This window comes from Streptomyces sp. NBC_00038, from assembly GCF_026343635.1.
Taxonomy (GTDB): domain Bacteria; phylum Actinomycetota; class Actinomycetes; order Streptomycetales; family Streptomycetaceae; genus Streptomyces.
Genome location: NZ_JAPELQ010000001.1, coordinates 2,642,728 through 2,659,943, shown reverse-complemented (window position 1 = coordinate 2,659,943; position 17,216 = coordinate 2,642,728). Strand labels below are relative to the sequence as shown.

13 protein-coding genes are annotated in these 17,216 nt (G+C 69.5%); 6 read left to right on the top strand and 7 right to left on the bottom strand.

The annotated features are described in order from the left end of the window. Positions 1–7 precede the first annotated feature (7 nt). From OG219_RS12265 to pgi, 3 genes are all read left to right on the top strand, one after another. On the top strand, positions 8–343 hold the full coding sequence (locus tag OG219_RS12265; protein ID WP_003957010.1) for an RNA polymerase-binding protein RbpA: 336 nt from the start codon (positions 8–10) through the stop codon (positions 341–343). 156 nt (positions 344–499) lie between these two features. Beyond that, positions 500–1,768, top strand: a complete 1,269-nt coding sequence (locus tag OG219_RS12260) for an MFS transporter (RefSeq protein WP_266825782.1) — start codon at positions 500–502, stop codon at positions 1,766–1,768. 72 nt (positions 1,769–1,840) lie between these two features. After that, the gene (gene pgi / locus OG219_RS12255) at positions 1,841–3,493 is read left to right on the top strand and encodes a glucose-6-phosphate isomerase (protein WP_266825780.1); all 1,653 of its coding nucleotides are present in this window, start codon (positions 1,841–1,843) and stop codon (positions 3,491–3,493) included. 253 nt (positions 3,494–3,746) lie between these two features. Here the strand turns inward: pgi and pgl are convergent, their stop codons facing one another. From pgl to tkt, 5 genes are read right to left on the bottom strand one after another with little or no spacing between them, the layout of a single operon-like run. Next, positions 3,747–4,529, bottom strand: a complete 783-nt coding sequence (pgl, locus tag OG219_RS12250; RefSeq protein WP_266465811.1) for a 6-phosphogluconolactonase — start codon at positions 4,527–4,529, stop codon at positions 3,747–3,749. Continuing rightward, positions 4,526–5,602 carry a glucose-6-phosphate dehydrogenase assembly protein OpcA gene (gene opcA, locus OG219_RS12245; RefSeq protein ID WP_266825778.1) on the bottom strand — a complete coding sequence of 359 codons (1,077 nt, stop codon included), beginning with the start codon at positions 5,600–5,602 and terminating at the stop codon, positions 4,526–4,528. The genes pgl and opcA overlap by 4 nt, the downstream gene beginning before the upstream one ends. Further along, on the bottom strand, positions 5,599–7,122 hold the full coding sequence (gene zwf, locus OG219_RS12240; RefSeq protein ID WP_266825776.1) for a glucose-6-phosphate dehydrogenase: 1,524 nt from the start codon (positions 7,120–7,122) through the stop codon (positions 5,599–5,601). The genes opcA and zwf overlap by 4 nt, the downstream gene beginning before the upstream one ends. Before the next feature lie 4 nt (positions 7,123–7,126). Continuing rightward, positions 7,127–8,269, bottom strand: coding sequence for a transaldolase (gene tal / locus OG219_RS12235; RefSeq protein WP_266825774.1), 1,143 nt, complete (start codon positions 8,267–8,269; stop codon positions 7,127–7,129). A 34-nt stretch (positions 8,270–8,303) separates the two neighbouring features. Then, positions 8,304–10,391 carry a transketolase gene (gene tkt / locus OG219_RS12230; protein WP_266825772.1) on the bottom strand — a complete coding sequence of 696 codons (2,088 nt, stop codon included), beginning with the start codon at positions 10,389–10,391 and terminating at the stop codon, positions 8,304–8,306. 377 nt (positions 10,392–10,768) lie between these two features. Here tkt and OG219_RS12225 point away from each other — a divergent pair, with 377 nt between their 5' ends. From OG219_RS12225 to OG219_RS12215, 3 genes are all read left to right on the top strand, one after another. Beyond that, the gene (locus OG219_RS12225) at positions 10,769–11,722 is read left to right on the top strand and encodes a heme o synthase (protein WP_266836076.1); all 954 of its coding nucleotides are present in this window, start codon (positions 10,769–10,771) and stop codon (positions 11,720–11,722) included. A 120-nt stretch (positions 11,723–11,842) separates the two neighbouring features. Further along, positions 11,843–12,199: a hypothetical protein gene (locus tag OG219_RS12220; RefSeq protein ID WP_266825770.1), complete on the top strand. Its 357-nt coding sequence runs from the start codon at positions 11,843–11,845 to the stop codon at positions 12,197–12,199. Between the two features lie 123 nt (positions 12,200–12,322). Continuing rightward, positions 12,323–13,429, top strand: a complete 1,107-nt coding sequence (locus tag OG219_RS12215; protein ID WP_266825768.1) for an amidohydrolase family protein — start codon at positions 12,323–12,325, stop codon at positions 13,427–13,429. 157 nt (positions 13,430–13,586) lie between these two features. Here the strand turns inward: OG219_RS12215 and OG219_RS12210 are convergent, their stop codons facing one another. Together OG219_RS12210 and OG219_RS12205 are read right to left on the bottom strand one after the other, a co-directional pair. Beyond that, positions 13,587–14,594, bottom strand: coding sequence for a heme A synthase (locus tag OG219_RS12210; RefSeq protein WP_266825766.1), 1,008 nt, complete (start codon positions 14,592–14,594; stop codon positions 13,587–13,589). 84 nt (positions 14,595–14,678) lie between these two features. After that, complete coding sequence (locus tag OG219_RS12205; protein ID WP_266825764.1) at positions 14,679–17,123, bottom strand: hypothetical protein; 2,445 nt, start codon at positions 17,121–17,123, stop codon at positions 14,679–14,681. Between the last annotated feature and the right edge of the window lie 93 nt (positions 17,124–17,216).

Genomic DNA, 17,216 nt, shown 5'->3' with positions numbered 1-17,216 from the left:
TACGACCGTGGCAAGTGGCAACGCGATCCGAGGAAGCCGGGTCGGGGCGGGGCCGATGGGCGAGGCCGAGCGTGGCGAGTCCGCGCCTCGGCTGCGCATCTCCTTCTGGTGCTCCAACGGGCACGAGACGCAGCCCAGCTTCGCCAGCGACGCGCAGGTTCCCGACACCTGGGACTGCCCGCGCTGCGGCTTTCCCGCCGGACAGGACCGGGACAACCCGCCGGACCCGCCGCGCACCGAGCCGTACAAGACGCACCTCGCGTACGTACGGGAGCGGCGCAGCGACGCGGACGGCGAGGCGATCCTCGCCGAGGCGCTCGCCAAACTGCGGGGCGAAATCTAGTAGTTGAAACCGGCCGGGTACCCACGGGTGCCTGGCCGGAGCCGTATCGCTTACGGGTGCCGACGTGACCCACGTGCGGCCCCTTCCCCTGCGCCGAGATCGATTGTCAGTGGTGCCCTCTACGGTTCTTGAAGTGGCGGAACCGAAGGGGGCGTTGTGACGACGACGGACGTGGCGGAGGTAGCGGCGCCCGCGTGGCGCGGGGGATTCGGGCGGCTGTGGACCGCGGCTGTGGTGTCGCGGTTCGGGGACGCATTGCGGACCGCCGCGCTGCCGCTGCTCGCCGTGCAGCTCACGGACGATCCGTTCGTCATCGCCTCCGTCACGGCCTGCGGATATCTGCCCTGGCTCCTCTTCGGCCTGCTGGGCGGGGCGATCGCCGACCGGGTGGACCAGCGGCGCGCGATGTGGGCGGTGGACGCCGTACGCGGCACGCTGGTCGCCGGCTTCGCCCTCGCCGTCGGGCTGGGGCACGCGTCGATCGTCCTGCTGATCACGCTCGCCTTCACACTGACCACCCTCCAGACCCTCTTCGACAACGCTTCCACCGCCCTGCTGCCGTCCCTGGTGGACCGTGCCGCCCTCGGCAGTGCCAATGCCCGGCTGATGACCGGGCAGCAGCTCGCCGGCGGCCTGCTGGCGAGCCCCCTCGTGCCGCTCCTGCTCGTCGTCGGGGCCGCCATGCCGTTCGCGGCAGACGCGGTCACCTATCTGCTGGCCGCAGCGCTCGTGGCCTCCCTGCGGATACAGATGCCCGAGCGGCAGCCCCGCCCGGCCGGTAGCACCCTGCGAGCCGAGATAGCCGCAGGGCTGCGCGCCCTGTGGAGCGACCGTGTGCTGCGCGCCATGTGCGTGGCCACCCTGCTGTGCAACATCGGCATGGGCGCGCTCATCGCCACCCTCGTGCTCCATGTGACGGGCTGGCTGCACGCGGGGAACGCGGAGTACGCGGCCGTGATGACCGCGTTCTCGGTCGGCAGCCTGGCCGGGGGAGTGCTGGCCCCGCGGCTGGCGCGCCGGGTCGGACGGGCCCGGAGCCTGTTCCTGGGCGGCTGCGTCCAGACCTCTGCGCTGGTGCTCATCGGCACGGTCCGGCACCTGGGCGCCGTCGTCGTGGGCATGGCGCTGCTTGGAGCGATGAACATGGTGTGGAACGTCAATCAGGTCACGCTGATGCAGCAGCGCAGCCCGGACGCCATGGTGGGCCGCATCAGCTCCGCGTTCCGCACGGCCTCGACCTCCGGGGCGCCGGTCGGTGCCCTGCTCGGAGGTGCTGTGGCGGGGGCGTACGGGCTGAACGGGCCCGCGCTGTTCGCGGCCGTGCTGTTCGCACTCGCCGTCACTTCGCTGATACCTGCGTGTCTGCCCGACGTATCTGTTGTTGAGCCGGGCGACGGTGCTACGACAGCTCACGTCAAGCCCTGATCAATTAGGTTGGGACCGGCAGCGGGGCAAGGTACGCAGCAGCACAGGCAGGAAAGAAGGCGGAAGTCCGAGATGAACGCAGAAAGCCGTAGCAGGCTCAACCAGACCCCCGAGTGGACCGCGCTGGCCAAGCACCGCGAGGAGCTCGAGGGGACCCACCTGCGCGACCTGTTCGCCGCCGATCCCGGGCGCGGTACCGGATACACGCTCGAGGTCGGCAATCTGCATGTCGACTACTCCAAGCACCTGGTCAACGACGAGACGCTGAGGCTGCTGCGTGAGTTGGCCGCGTCGACCGACGTCTTCGGGTTGCGGGACGCCATGTTCCGCGGCGAGAAGATCAACACGACCGAGGACCGCGCGGTGCTGCACACCGCGCTGCGTGCCCCGAGCGGCACGGTCGTCGAGGTCGACGGCGAGAACGTCGTACCGGCCGTGCACGCGGTGCTCGACAAGATGGCCGGCTTCTCCGAGCGCGTCCGCTCCGGCGAGTGGACCGGCCACACGGGCAAGCGCATTCGCAATGTCGTCAACATCGGCATCGGCGGCTCCGACCTCGGTCCGGCGATGGCGTACGAGGTGCTGCGCTCCTTCACCGACCGGGAGTTGACGGTCCGCTTCGTGTCGAACGTGGACGGCGCCGACCTGCACGAGGCGGTACGGGACCTCGACCCGGCGGAGACGCTGTTCATCATCGCCTCGAAGACGTTCACCACGATCGAGACGATCACCAACGCGACCTCGGCCAGGAACTGGCTGCTGACCGAGCTGAAGGCCGGTCAGGAAGCCGTCGCCAAGCACTTCGTGGCGCTGTCGACCAACGCGGAGAAGGTGTCGGACTTCGGCATCGACACGGCGAACATGTTCGAGTTCTGGGACTGGGTCGGCGGGCGGTACTCGTTCGACTCGGCGATCGGTCTGTCCTTGATGATCGCCATCGGGCCCGACCAGTTCCGGTCGATGCTCGACGGGTTCAGGATCGTGGACGAGCACTTCCGCACGGCGCCCGCCGAGTCCAACGTCCCGTTGCTGCTGGGCCTGTTGGGCATCTGGTACGGCAACTTCCATGACGCCCAGGCGCACGCGGTGCTGCCCTACTCGCACTACCTGTCCAAGTTCACCGCGTACTTGCAGCAGTTGGACATGGAGTCCAACGGCAAGTCGGTGGACCGGGACGGAGTTCCGGTGGAGTGGGAGACGGGTCCTGTCGTGTGGGGGACGCCCGGCACCAACGGGCAGCACGCGTACTACCAGCTCATCCACCAGGGTACGAAGCTGATCCCGGCCGACTTCATCGGCTTCGCCGAGCCCGTCGCCGATCTGCTGCCCGGTCTGGTCGCCCAGCACGACCTGCTGATGGCGAACTTCTTCGCGCAGACGCAGGCGCTGGCCTTCGGCAAGACGCCGGACGAGGTGCGGGCGGAGGGGGTGCCGGAGGAGCTGGTGGCGCACAAGACGTTCAAGGGCAACCACCCGACGACGACGATCCTCGCGCGTGAGCTGACGCCGTCGGTGCTGGGGCAGTTGATCGCCCTCTACGAACACAAGGTGTTCGTCCAGGGCGCCGTCTGGAACATCGACTCCTTCGACCAGTGGGGGGTCGAGCTCGGCAAGGTGCTTGCCAAGCGGATCGAGCCGGCGCTGACGGAGGGGGCGGAGGTGCCTGGGCTTGATGCGTCAACGACGGCGCTTGTGGCCAAGTACCGGGAGCTGCGGGGGCGTTAGCCGGGTGGGCGGTGGGTTTTTCGCCCCCTCCGCCCCTTCCCGTCCCGTTCCTGGGGGCTCCGCCCCCAGACCCCCGTATCGCGCTGACGCGCTCGTCCTCAAACGCCGGACGGGCTAAAGACTTCTAGCGCCGGCCGGGGAAATTTTCAGCCCCTCCGGCGTTTGAGGAGCGGGGGTTTGGGGGCGGAGCCCCCAAGGGACGGGAATGGGTAGGGGCGGCGGGGGCGAAAAAAATCCCCCGCCGCCCCTACCCTCACGCCGAAGCCGGCGGATACAGCGATCGCGGCAGCTGGGAAGCCGCTGCCGCGTCCAGGAGCCACAGGGTGCGGGAGCGGCCCTGGGCGCCGGCGGCCGGGGCCTGTACCTCGCCCGCGCCCGACAGGGCGATCGCCGCGGCCTGGGCCTTGTCCTCGCCGGCCGCCAGCAGCCACACCTCGCGCGCGGAGCGGATCGCGGGGAGGGTGAGGGAGATCCGGGTCGGCGGGGGCTTGGGGGCGCCGTGGACGCCGACCACCGTGCGTTCGGTCTCCCGTACCGCGGGCAGCTCGGGGAAGAGCGAGGCCACGTGGGTGTCCGGTCCGACGCCCAGCATCAGGACGTCGAAGGTGGGGACGGAGCCGTGGTTCTCGGGGCCCGCCGCCTTCGCGAGCTCGGCCTCGTACGCCTCCGCCGCGGCGTCCACGTCGGAGCCGTACGGGCCGTCCGACGCGGGCATCGCATGCACCCGGGCGGGATCCAGCGGCACGGAGTCCAGGAGCGCCGCACGGGCCTGCGTGTCATTGCGGTCCGGGTCGCCCCCGGGCAGGAACCGCTCGTCGCCCCACCACAGGTCGAGGCGGCCCCAGTCGACGGCGTCCCGGGCGGGGGCCGAACTCAGCGCTGCCAGGAGCCCGTTGCCGTTGCGGCCGCCCGTGAGCACGATCGAGGCGTAGCCGCGCGAGGCCTGCGCGTCCACGATCTTCGTGATCAGCCGGGCCGCGGCGGCCTGCGCCATCAGCTCCTTGTCGCGGTGGACGACCAGTTGCGGAGTGCTCACTTGGCCGTCCCCTTGGCCGGGGGCATCTGCGCCGGAGTGGGCCGGCCGACATCGCCGCCGGAGGACGCCGACTTCTTCGAGGCCGAGTCCGACACGGCGGACGCCGGAGTCCGGGTGGGCAGCGGAGACTTCTCCGCCGACGACGGAGTCCCTCCCAGCCGGTCCACCCCGAACCGCAGAGCCGACGCGTAGGTGTCGTCCGGGTCGAGCCGGCGCAGTTCCTCCGCCATCAGCTCGGAGGTCTCGCGGCGCTTGAGCGCCACCGCGCGGTCCGGCTGGCCCTGCAGCGTCAGCGTGGCCATCGCTCCGTCCGGGCGATGCAGCGTGACGGGACCACCGGTGGTCTCCAACCGCACCTGGGTCAGCCCAGGACCGGAGGAGACCCCGCGGCGGACGTGCACATGCAGCCGGTCGGCCAGCCACATGGCGAGCAGTTCGACGCTCGGGTTGAACTCCTCGCCCGAGACCTCCGCCGAGATGACCTCGCAGTCCACCTGGTCGAGGGCGGCGGCCAGCATGGAGCGCCAGGGGGTGATCCGGGCCCACGCCAGGTCGGTGTCACCCGGCTCGTAGTTCTCGGCGCGGGTGCGCAGTTCGTCGACGGGCTTCTCCGACGAGTAGCTGTCGGTGACCCTGCGCTGCCCCAGGGCCCCCAGCGGATCCTTGGCCGGGTCGCTCGGCGAGCCCACCGGCCACCAGACCACGACCGGCGCGTCCGGCAGGAGCAGCGGGAGCGCGACGGACTGGGCGTGGTCCGCGACCTCGCCGTAGAGCCGCAGGACGACAGTCTCGCCGGTGCCCGCGTCCGCACCGACGCGCACCTCGGCGTCGAGGCGCGACTGGGTGCGGTCACGCGGCGAGCGGGAGACGCGCTTGACGACCACGATCGTGCGCGAGGGGTGCTCACGGGAGGCGTCGTTGGCGGCCTTCAGGGCGTCGTACGCGTTCTCCTCGTCGGTGACGATGACGAGGGTGAGCACCATGCCGACGGCGGGGGTGCCGATGGCCCGGCGGCCCTTCACGAGCGCCTTGTTGATCTTGCTGGCTGTGGTGTCCGTGAGATCTATCTTCATGGGCGACGCCAGCTCCGTCCGTCTCGCTCGAGCATTTCGTCCGCCTCGACGGGTCCCCAGGTGCCCGAGGGGTACTGGGCGGGCTTGCCGTGCTTGTCCCAGTACTGCTCGATCGGGTCGAGGATCTTCCAGGACAGCTCGACCTCCTCGGTGCGCGGGAAGAGGTTCGAGTCGCCCAGGAGGACGTCGAGGATCAGGCGCTCGTACGCCTCAGGGCTCGACTCCGTGAAGGACTCGCCGTAAGCGAAGTCCATCGAGACGTCCCGGATCTCCATGGAGGTGCCGGGGACCTTGGAGCCGAAGCGGACCGTGATGCCCTCGTCGGGCTGGACGCGGATGACGATCGCGTTCTGGCCCAGCTCCTCCGTGGCCGTGTGGTCGAAGGGGGAGTGCGGGGCGCGCTGGAAGACGACCGCGATCTCGGTGACGCGGCGGCCCAGGCGCTTGCCCGTCCGCAGGTAGAAGGGGACCCCGGCCCAGCGGCGGTTGTCCACCTCCACCTTGATGGCCGCGTACGTGTCGGTCTTCGACTTGGGGTCGATGCCGTCTTCCTGGAGGTAGCCGACGGCCTTCTCGCCGCCCTGCCAGCCGGCCGCGTACTGTCCGCGGACCGTGTTCCTGCCCAGGTCCTTCGGCAGCTTCACGGCGCCGAGCACTTTGGTCTTCTCGGCGGCGAGCGCGTCCGCGTCGAAGGAGGCGGGCTCCTCCATGGCGGTGAGCGCCATCAGCTGCAGCAGGTGGTTCTGGATGACGTCACGGGCGGCGCCGATGCCGTCGTAGTAGCCGGCGCGGCCGCCGATGCCGATGTCCTCGGCCATCGTGATCTGTACGTGGTCGACGTAGGACCGGTTCCAGATCGGCTCGAACATCTGGTTGGCGAAGCGGAGCGCCAGGATGTTCTGGACGGTCTCCTTGCCCAGGTAGTGGTCGATGCGGAAGACCTGGTCCGGGGCGAAGACCTCGTGCACGACCGCGTTGAGCTCCTCGGCCGACTTGAGGTCGTGTCCGAAGGGCTTCTCGATGACCGCGCGGCGCCAGGAGCCGTTCGCCTGCTCGGCCAGGTGGTGCTTCTTCAGCTGCTTGATGACCACCGGGAAGGCGGACGGCGGCACGGAGAGGTAGAAGGCGAAGTTGCCGCCCGTGCCCTGTGCCTTGTCCAGCTCGTCGATCGTGGTGCGCAGCCGCTCGAAGGAGTCGTCGTCGTCGAAGGTGCCCTGTACGAAGCGCATGCCCTGGACGAGCTGCTGCCAGACCTCCTCGCGGAAGGGCGTGCGGGAGTGTTCCTTGACCGCGTCGTGGACCTCCTGTGCGAAGTCCTCATTGGCCCACTCGCGCCGGGCGAATCCGACGAGTGAGAAGCCCGGCGGGAGGAGACCCCGGTTGGCGAGGTCGTATACGGCGGGCATCAGCTTTTTACGTGACAAATCGCCCGTGACGCCGAAGATGACCAGGCCCGACGGCCCCGCGATACGCGGGAGCCGTCGGTCTGCGGGGTCACGCAGCGGGTTGCTGCTTGACAAGGTTTCAGCCCTCCGAGGGGGCGAGGCGCTGGAGCTCTGCCTCTGTCGACTTGAGCAGGTCGTTCCAGGACGTCGCGAACTTCTCGACGCCCTCGTCCTCCAGGAGCTGGACCACGTCGTCGTACGAGATCCCGAGCTTCTCGACCGCGTCGAGCTCGGCACGGGACTGCTCGTACGTACCGGCGATCGTGTTGCCGGTGATCTGGCCGTGGTCCTCGGTGGCCTCGAGCGTGGCCTCCGGCATGGTGTTCACCGTGTTCGGCGCGACCAGGTCGTCGACGTACAGAGTGTCCTTGTACGCCTTGTCCTTGACGCCGGTCGAGGCCCACAGCGGGCGCTGCTTGTTGGCCTGCGCCTTGTCGAGGGCGGCCCAGCGGTCGGAGGGCTGTGTCGAATAGTCGCCAGAGGCGAACACCTCCTCGTACGCCTCGTAGGCGAGCCGCGCGTTGGCGAGACCCGCCTTGCCACGGGCGGCCTTGGCGGCGTCCGTGCCCAGGGCGTCGATCCGCTTGTCGATCTCGGTGTCCACGCGGGACACGAAGAACGACGCCACCGAGTGGATCTTGGAGAGGTCGAGGCCGGCGGCCTTGGCCTTCTCCAGGCCCGCGAGGTAGGCGTCCATGACCTCGCGGTAGCGGGCGAGCGAGAAGATCAGCGTGACGTTGACGCTGATGCCCTTGCCGATGACCTCGGTGATCGCGGGCAGGCCCGCCTTGGTCGCCGGGATCTTGATGAGGGTGTTGGGGCGGTCCACCAGCCAGGCCAGCTGCTTGGCCTCGGCGACGGTCGCCGTCGTGTTGTGGGCAAGGCGCGGGTCGACCTCGATCGAGACCCGGCCGTCCTGGCCCTGGGTGGCGTCGAAGACCGGGCGCAGGATGTCGGCGGCGTCACGGACGTCCGCCGTCGTGATCATGCGGATCGCCTCTTCGACGGTGACCTTACGGGCGGCGAGCTCGGTGAGCTGCTGCTCGTAACCGTCGCCGCCGGCGATCGCCTTCTGGAAGATCGACGGGTTGGTGGTGACGCCCACGACGTGCTGCTGGTCGATCAGTTCGGCGAGGTTGCCGGACGTGATCCGCTTGCGCGACAGGTCGTCCAGCCAGATCGCGACGCCTTCCTCGGAGAGGCGCTTGAGTGCGTCTGTCATGGAAATTGCATCTCCTACGTGTCGTGTACCAGCGTCAGCGCTGGGCTGCGGCGATCGATTCCCGGGCGGCGGATGCGACGTTCTCGGCAGTGAAACCGAACTCGCGGAAGAGCACCTTGCCATCCGCCGAAGCACCGAAGTGCTCCAGCGAAACAATGCGTCCCGCGTCCCCGACGAACCGGTGCCAGGTGAGACCGATACCGGCCTCGACCGAGACCCGCGCCTTCACCGAAGGCGGCAGGACGCTGTCCCGGTACCCCTGCTCCTGCTCGTCGAACCACTCCACACACGGCATGGACACGACCCGGGTCGGGATGCCCTCGGCCTGGAGCTGCTCACGCGCCTCGACGGCGACGTGCACCTCGGAGCCGGTGCCGATGAGGACGACCTCGGGCGAGCCGCCCTCGGCCTCGAACAGCACGTAACCGCCCTTGGCGGCATCCTCGTTGGCCTCGTACGTCGGTACACCCTGGCGGGTCAGCGCGAGGCCGTGCGGGGCACCCTTGCCGAACACCTTGGTGTAGCGCTTGAGGATCTCGCGCCAGGCGATCGTGGTCTCGTTGGCGTCCGCGGGACGGACGACGTTCAGACCGGGGATCGCGCGCAGCGAGGCCAGGTGCTCGACCGGCTGGTGGGTCGGACCGTCCTCGCCGAGCCCGATCGAGTCGTGCGTCCACACGTACGTCACCGGCGCGTGCATGAGAGCCGACAGTCGCACCGCGTTGCGCATGTAGTCGGAGAACACCAGGAAGGTGCCGCCGTAGATACGGGTGTTGCCGTGCAGCGCGATGCCGTTCATCTCGGCGGCCATCGAGTGCTCGCGGATACCGAAGTGGATCGTGCGGCCGTACGGGTTCGCCTCAGGCAGCGGATTGTCCGCCGGCAGGAAGGAGCTCGTCTTGTCGATGGTCGTGTTGTTCGAGCCCGCGAGGTCGGCGGAGCCGCCCCACAGCTCGGGGATGACCGCACCGAGGGCCTGGAGGATCTTGCCGGACGCGGCACGGGTGGCGACACCCTTGCCCGCCTCGAACACCGGAAGCTGCGACTCCCAGCCCTCGGGCAGCTCACCCGCGGCGATGCGGTCGAACTCGGCGGCACGCTCCGGGCTGGCCGTACGCCAGGCCGCGAAGCCCTTCTCCCACTCGCCCTTGGCCTCACGGCCGCGGTCCAGGGCCCCGCGGGTGTGCGCGAGGACCTCCTCGGCGACCTCGAAGGTCTGCTCCGGGTCGAAGCCGAGGACGCGCTTGGTGGCCGCGACCTCGTCGTCGCCGAGCGCCGAGCCGTGCGCGGCCTCGGTGTTCTGCGCGTTCGGGGCGGGCCAGGCGATGATCGAGCGCATCGCGATGAACGACGGCTTGTCCGTGACCGCCTTGGCGGCCTCGATCGCGTTGTAGATGGCGTGCGGGTCGAGGTCGCCGTCCGGCTTCGGGGCCACGCGCTGCACATGCCAGCCGTACGCCTCGTAACGCTTGACGGTGTCCTCGGAGACCGCGGTCTCGGTGTCGCCCTCGATCGAGATGTGGTTGTCGTCCCACAGCAGGATCAGGTTGCCGAGCTGCTGGTGACCGGCCATCGAGGAGGCCTCGGCGGAGATGCCCTCCTGGAGGCAGCCGTCACCGGCGATCGCGAAGATGAAGTGGTCGAAGGGGGACTCGCCCTGCGGCGCGTCCGGGTCGAACAGGCCGCGCTCGTAGCGGGTGGCCATGGCCATGCCCACCGCGTTGGCGATGCCCTGGCCCAGCGGGCCGGTCGTCGTCTCCACACCGGGGGTGTGCCCGTACTCGGGGTGACCGGGCGTCCTGCTGCCCCACGTCCTGAAGGCCTTGAGATCGTCCAGCTCCAGGCCGAAACCGGCCAGGTACAGCTGGGTGTAGAGGGTCAGGGACGAGTGGCCCGCGGACAGCACGAAACGGTCGCGTCCGGTCCAGTCGGGGTCCGCCGGGTCGTGCCGCATCACCTTCTGGAAGAGGGTGTACGCGGCGGGCGCCAGGCTCATCGCCGTACCGGGATGGCCGTTACCGACCTTCTGTACGGCATCGGCGGCCAGGACGCGGGCGGTGTCCACAGCCCGCTGGTCCAACTCGGTCCACTCGAGGTCTGTGGTGGTCGGCTTGGTGCTCACCCTGGGTCAGGGCTCCTCTCCACATGTTCCACATGTCGAATGCCGGCGCGCGTGCGCCCACCGGCCGTTGTCGAGCCTACCCCCGTAAGTACGTGCGTTTTTTCGAGTCATTCCAGACTGCCGGGAGTCGCCGGGATCCGCCTCCCGACTGGTCCATTCCGCATTCGGCAAGTGAATACGGAGCCGCTCGTCCGAGTGCTCAATCGAGCTTCGTCACGCCCGTTGCGCGTGCGTCGCCACGCCTCCGGTGGGACGTCCGCCAACACGACCCACCCCCGCGAATGTCGGGGTATGGGCAACGTCTACAGTGGCGTGGTACGCGCGAGCCTTTACGGGGAGTTCACACCCGGGGGCTTGCTGGGATGTCTCTGTCAGGGGTGTGCGTGACGGCCGTCGAATCCCGTCCACCGGGGGTGCTCGGGACGAGCAGCAGCCCGAAACATCGGCCGTTCGGGGCCCGTGTCATGGCCTTCGTGGCGTTGACCAAGCCACGAATCATCGAGCTGCTGCTGATCACCACCGTCCCGGTGATGTTCCTGGCCCAGCAGGGGGTGCCCGACCTGAAGCTGGTGCTCCTCACCTGCCTCGGCGGCTACCTCTCGGCGGGCGGCGCCAACGCGCTCAACATGTACATCGACCGGGACATCGACGCGCTGATGGACCGGACCTCGCAGCGCCCGCTGGTCACCGGCATGGTCAGCCCGCGCGAGTGCCTGGCCTTCGGCCTCTCGCTCGCCGTGGTCTCCACGCTCCTGTTCGGCCTGACGGTCAACTGGCTCTCGGCCTGGCTCGCCCTCGGCGCACTCCTCTTCTACGTGGTCGTCTACACGATGATCCTCAAGCGCCGTACGTCGCAGAACATCGTCTGGGGCGGCATCGCCGGCTGCATGCCCGTCCTCATCGGCTGGTCGGCGGTGACCAACTCGATGTCGTGGGCCCCGGTCATCCTCTTCCTCGTCATGTTCTTCTGGACGCCGCCGCACTACTGGCCGCTGTCGATGAAGGTGAAGGACGACTACGCGCGCGTGGGCGTGCCGATGCTTCCGGTCGTCGCCTCCAACAAGGTGGTCGCCCGGCAGATCGTCCTCTACAGCTGGGTGATGGTCGCCGTCTCGCTGCTGCTCACCCCGCTCGGCTACACCGGCTGGTTCTACACGGCGGTCGCCCTGGTGGCCGGCGGCTGGTGGCTGTGGGAGGCGCACGCGCTGCAGAACCGCGCCAAGGGCGAGGCGACGGGCGGCAAGCTGAAGGAGATGCGGCTGTTCCACTGGTCCATCACCTATGTGTCGCTGCTGTTCGTGGCGGTCGCGGTGGATCCCTTCCTCCGCTAGGCCTCTCCGGGATTCAGTCCTCTCTGGGATTTCGACGGGATTTCGACGGGCGGGGTGCGTGGTCAAAGCCACGCACCCCGCCCGTCGCCGTTTGATCTACCCGTCGGTAGCATCCTGGCCATGGCAGACACGCAGCAGGTTGACGAGGGCACCGACGCCAAGCAGGCCGCCAAGGCCGAGCGCAAGGCCGCCAGGCTCGCCAAGGAGATCGCCGCCTTCGCCGAGAAGCACGGCGGGGCCGAAGGCCATGTGGAGTACATCGGGCAGCGCGGCGCCCGGATCGTGCTCGTCGGTGCCGACGGCGGCTGGGGCGACCTCGTGGCTCCCGCGTACGCGATCGCCGAGCAGGCCGTGAAGAAGGCCGGAATCACTGTTCATGAAGAGTTCGACGGGGAGTTCGCGGCGAAGGTGAAGACGGGGCCGTACGAGTGGAAGCGGATGGCGGGCATTCAGCTCGGCGCTCCGAGCAAGGGCTGACGATCACGCGTCCGGAGAGGCCGACAACCGTCGGCTCTTCGCACGGGGTGTGTGCAAGCAACACCTGATACCCGGTTCACCCGTTAGGACCTGAGAAGGCACGGTCCAGTCGCGGGAGTCCGGATGATCGAAACGCCGTCCCTGGTGGACCAGTACTGCCATGGCGTACTGAGGACGGAGCTGGGCCTCGGCACCTTCGAGGCCCACCTCGCCAGGACCGAGGGCCCGCCTGCCCCGGGCACCACCTTCTTCGACACCCAGACCGGTTTCGCGGTACGCCGCTGGTGTCCGCCGCTGCTCGGTCTGGAGCCGCACTGTCCGCCCGCCCGCTATCTCGCCCGGCGTCGCGAACTCGGCGTACTGGAGTCGGGCCGCAGGCTGCTGCGCGGCAGTGGCATCACGACGTATCTCGTCGACACCGGGCTGCCCGGCGATCTGACCGGCCCTGGCGAGATGGCTTCCTCCGGTGCGGCCGACGCGCATGAGATCGTGCGCCTGGAGCTGCTGGCCGAACAGGTCGCGGACACCTCGGGCACGGTCGAATCGTTTCTCGCCAATCTCGCGGAGTCCGTCCACGGCGCCGCCGCGAACGCCGTGGCCTTCACCTCTGTCGCGGGCGTACGGCACGGTCTGGCGCTCGCGCCCGAGCCGCCGGGGCCGGGAGAGGTACGGGGTGCCGCGGGGCGCTGGCTCGCGCGGCGCCGGGTGGGCGGGGCGCTCAGCGACCCGGTGCTGCTCAGACACCTGCTGTGGATCGCTATCGCCTCGGGCCTGCCGCTCCAGCTCCATGCCGGACTCGGCGAACCGGGCCTGCGCATCGACCGCACCGACCCCGTCCTGCTCACCGACTTCGCCCGCGCCACGGCCGGGCTCGGCACCGATCTGGTCCTGCTGCACGGCTACCCGTACCACCGGCACGCGGCGCACCTCGCCGGGGTCTTCCCGCATGTGTACGCCGACCTGGGCGCCGCCCTTGTGCGCACCGGGGCGCGGGCGGCGGCCGTGTTCTCCGAGATCCTGGAACTGGCGCCCTTCGGCAAGCTCCTCTTCTCCAGCGGCGCACATGGGCTGCCCGAACTCCATGTGGTCGGAGCACGCCTGTTCCGCGAGGCGCTCGCCCGGGTGCTCGGCACATGGGTCGCCGAGGGCGCCTGGTCGCTGGCGGACGCGCAACGGGTGGCGGGGCTCATCGCGGCCGGGAACGCGCGGCGGGTGTACGGGGTGGAGTGAGCCCTCCAGGCTCGATCTCATGACCGACGCGGACGGCGGTACGGGGATCCGGCCCCGCCGTGGCTGTCCCGCCGGCCGAGCTGACCAGGGGGCTACCTGAGCCCCGCGATCGACGGCCTGGTCACTACGTACGCCACGTACGCCACGTACGACGGGTTCACGCGCGTGTGAGCGTCGTTTCGGTGGAAGGGCCCGGCACGTCCGCCAGGGTCTCCGGTCGTTCGCGCAGCGACAGCAGGACCCGGAGGACGCCGATCCACACCAGGCAGGAGCCGAACATGTGGAGGCCGACCAGGGCTTCGGGGAGGTCCGTGAAGTACTGGACGTAACCGATGACGCCCTGCCCGAGGAGGATGAGGAACAGGTCGCGGGTGCGGTCGAGGGGGCCCTTGGGGGCGTCGACGGCCTTGAGGACGAACCACAGGGCGAAGGTCAGCGTCACGACGATCCAGGCCAGCACGGAATGCAGCTTGGTGACGTTCTCCCAGTCCAGCGGGATGCGTTCGACTTCGCTCGAGTCGCCGGCGTGCGGGCCCGCGCCGGTGACGACCGTGCCGAGCGCGATCAGCAGGATGGTCGCGGTGACCAGCACCCACACCATCTGCTGCACCGGCTTGCCGACGAGGGGGCGCGGCGCCGCGTCGCCCTCGCGGGTGCGCTGCCACATCAGGGCGGCGACGGTGATGAGTGCGGTGGCCAGGAGGAAGTGGACCGCGACCGTATACGGGTTGAGGCCGACCAGCACGACGATGCCACCGAGCACCGCGTTGCTCATGGCGATCCAGAACTGCGCCCAGCCCAGCCGGGTCAGACCCCGCCGGTACGGCTTCTGCGAGCGCGCGGCGATGGTCGCCCAGCCGATCGCCGCGCACAGCACGTACGTCAGCATGCGGTTGCCGAACTCGATGGCGCCGTGGAAGCCCATCGCGCTGGTCGCGGTGAGCGAGTCGTCGGTGCACTTGGGCCAGGTCGGGCAGCCGAGGCCCGAACCCGTGAGCCGTACGGCACCACCGGTGACCACGATCACCACGGCCATGACGAGCGCGGCCAGAGCCGCGCGCTGCACCGTCCGGTTCGTCGGGGTCCAGCGTTCGGCGATGAAGGCGAGCGGGTTGCGCACGGCGGCTACGGCGTCGGCTCGGGTCACGTTTGGCACGGGCTCCATGCTAGGCCGGGGCTTGTGCATGAATTCACGCGGGGTGGGCATGTCCGGACAGATCGCGTGCGCGGCTCTTGGGCTGGACGAAGGCTACGTGTGTGTGGGCGTCCCGCCCCCGATCGCGTCCTTGATGTGCTGTGCACGGGTACGGAAGTCCGCCGCCCGCTGTGCGTCCGTGGTGCACAGGGCCAGCCGCTCGTACACGGCGCTCAGTGAGGGATGGACGTCGCTCAGCCGTCCTCGGATGATGCGCTCGGCTTCGTGCAGTGTGTCCTCCGCGCCCGGTCGGTCACCGGTGCTGAGCAGTACCGGGCCGAGTCGCGACAGCGTTTTGGCGCGGTAGTGGTGCCCGCGTCCGTATCGGGCGACGTAGATGCCTTCGGCCTCGCGAAGCGTCCGCAGGGCCTGTGCCGTCCGGCCCTGCGCGTGTTGCAGGGAGCCCAGCTTGTTGAGACAGGCGGCGTATTTGTGGTCCTCGGCCTCGCGGCGCTTGCGGTGCAGCTCGACGACGGGGGCCAGCAACTCGGCGGCTTCCCGCAGGCGTGCGCGTGAGTCCCGGCGCAGGCGCCGCCACAGCAACGGGTTGTAGGTGTCGCGGGCGCGGGCACGGAGTTCCTCGCCCTGGCGGCGGCGTACGTCCGCGAGGAACTTGGCGACCTGGGAGGTCTCGAAGTCGTCGGGGCCGCGGTTCGCCCGGAAGGCCGAGAACGCTTCGGACAGCTCCCGCTCGGCGGTCTCCAGATCCCCGCGGTCCTGCGCGACGATCCCGGTGTCACGCTGGAGCATGGCCTTGAAGACCAGATGCTCCCGGGGTTCCTCGCCCCGTCGCGGGATCCTCCTGGCGGCTCGTTCATAGCAGCTGAGCGCCTCGGCGAGCTGGCCGGCGTTCCGGTGGATCATGCCGACCTCCTGCTCGGCGATGGCCCAGTCGAGCCCGTCCCACTCGGCGCCGTGGCGCTCGTAGATGTCTATCGCCTGTTCCACGGCTTCCAGCGCCTCGGCAAATTGGGTGTCCTCGCGCAGAATGCCGCCGAGCTGCCGGAGGCACTGGGCCCGTAACGGGAGGAAGGCGGGATCGTCCGGTCGGCGCAGACACTGGTCCAGTGCCAGGCGGCACTGCGCCTCGGCGTCGTCGAGATGCGCCAGCAGATAGTGCTGGCGGGCCACGGCGAGCTGCGCGGTGGCGAGCCCCAGGGCGTCACCGGGGTGGGTCTCGCGGAGTGCCGCCTCCTTCTCGAAGTACTCCAGGGCGTGCACCCAGTCGCAGCGGTGCTCCTGGTAGATGCCGACCCGGTGCAGCAGCCTGGCCAGGGCCTTGGGGTCGCGGGCCGCCCCGTACTCCTGGTCGTCCGTGTCGGCTCCCCACACCAGCTCGGCCGACACCGCCTCGACATGCGGCATCAACGTCTCACAGGCGGCACGCTCGTCCAGCAGCTCGGGTGCCACGGGGAACGCGGCTTCAAGGAGCTGCACCGCGGACTGTGACCAGAGCAGCCTGGCCTGGGTGTCCATGCCCTCACGGACGAAGAACTGGACCTGCGGATGCATGGCGTAGATGACGCTGGCGACCCGGCTGTCCCCGCTGCGGCTGAGCAGCGAGTGGTTGGACAGTCTCCGGACCACGCGGTTGAAGGCGGCCTGGTCCTCCATCACTTCCCTCAAGGGCGAGGGGATCACCAGGGGATGGCGCAGCAGCATGTCCCGCCGTACGTCCTCCGACGCGAGGAAGGCGCACAGCCGCATGAGGTCCTCGGCGACCGGCTCGGCGGAGACGATGCGTTCGATCGAGAGCCGGAAGGTGGCGGCGGCGCTGCTGATGGGATGGCCGGGGAGCCGGCGCAGATACTCCTTCACGGAGATCTCGGCATCCGCGATGTACGCCCCTGCCTGGTCCAGGGCGAGGGGCAGCCAGTGCAGCTGGGTGCCCAGTTCGACCAGCGCCCTTTCGTCGTCCTCGGCGCCGATCCGCTTGGTCAGGAGGGCGAGTCCGTCGTCGGCGTTCAGGTCGGGCAGTGCGATCCGCTCGACCGAGTCGGCGGGGAGGTTCTCCCAGCCCTCGCGCCGCTGGGTGGTGATGAGTACTTCCCCGTGTCCCGTCCTGGGCAGGAGCGAGGGTCGCACGTCGTTCGTCTGCTCGTTCAGCGGGCCCAGGCTGTCGTCCTGCGCGTCGTCGTAGACCAGGACCCAGCCGGGAGTGTCCCGCAGCCTGCCCCAGAGCCGGTTGAGCATCACGCTCTTCGAGTTGTGCTCCGGTATGCCCAGACAGGCGGCGAGTTCGAGCAACTCGCCCATGAGCCGTTCGTAACTGGAGGCGTGGAGCCACCAGACCAGCGAGCGGTGCTGGCGCAGACGGCCGTCGGCATAAGCGGCGGCCAGTTGGGTCTTGCCCAGCCCGGCCCGCCCGTGCACCACGCACACCCGCATTCCGCTGTTGCGTTCCCTTGGCCTCAACGCCTCTGAGACAGCCTTGAGTTCGTCGCTACGACCGGTGAAGTAGCGCGAAAGGGTGGGGAGATTGGGCGGAGGTACGTACATCGGGTCATGGTCCGCGCTGCCGATGGCGGAGGGGGTGGGGCGGGAGCGATGTACGAAGTAACCGGTTATCGCCGAAACGCCGCCCAGAGCACC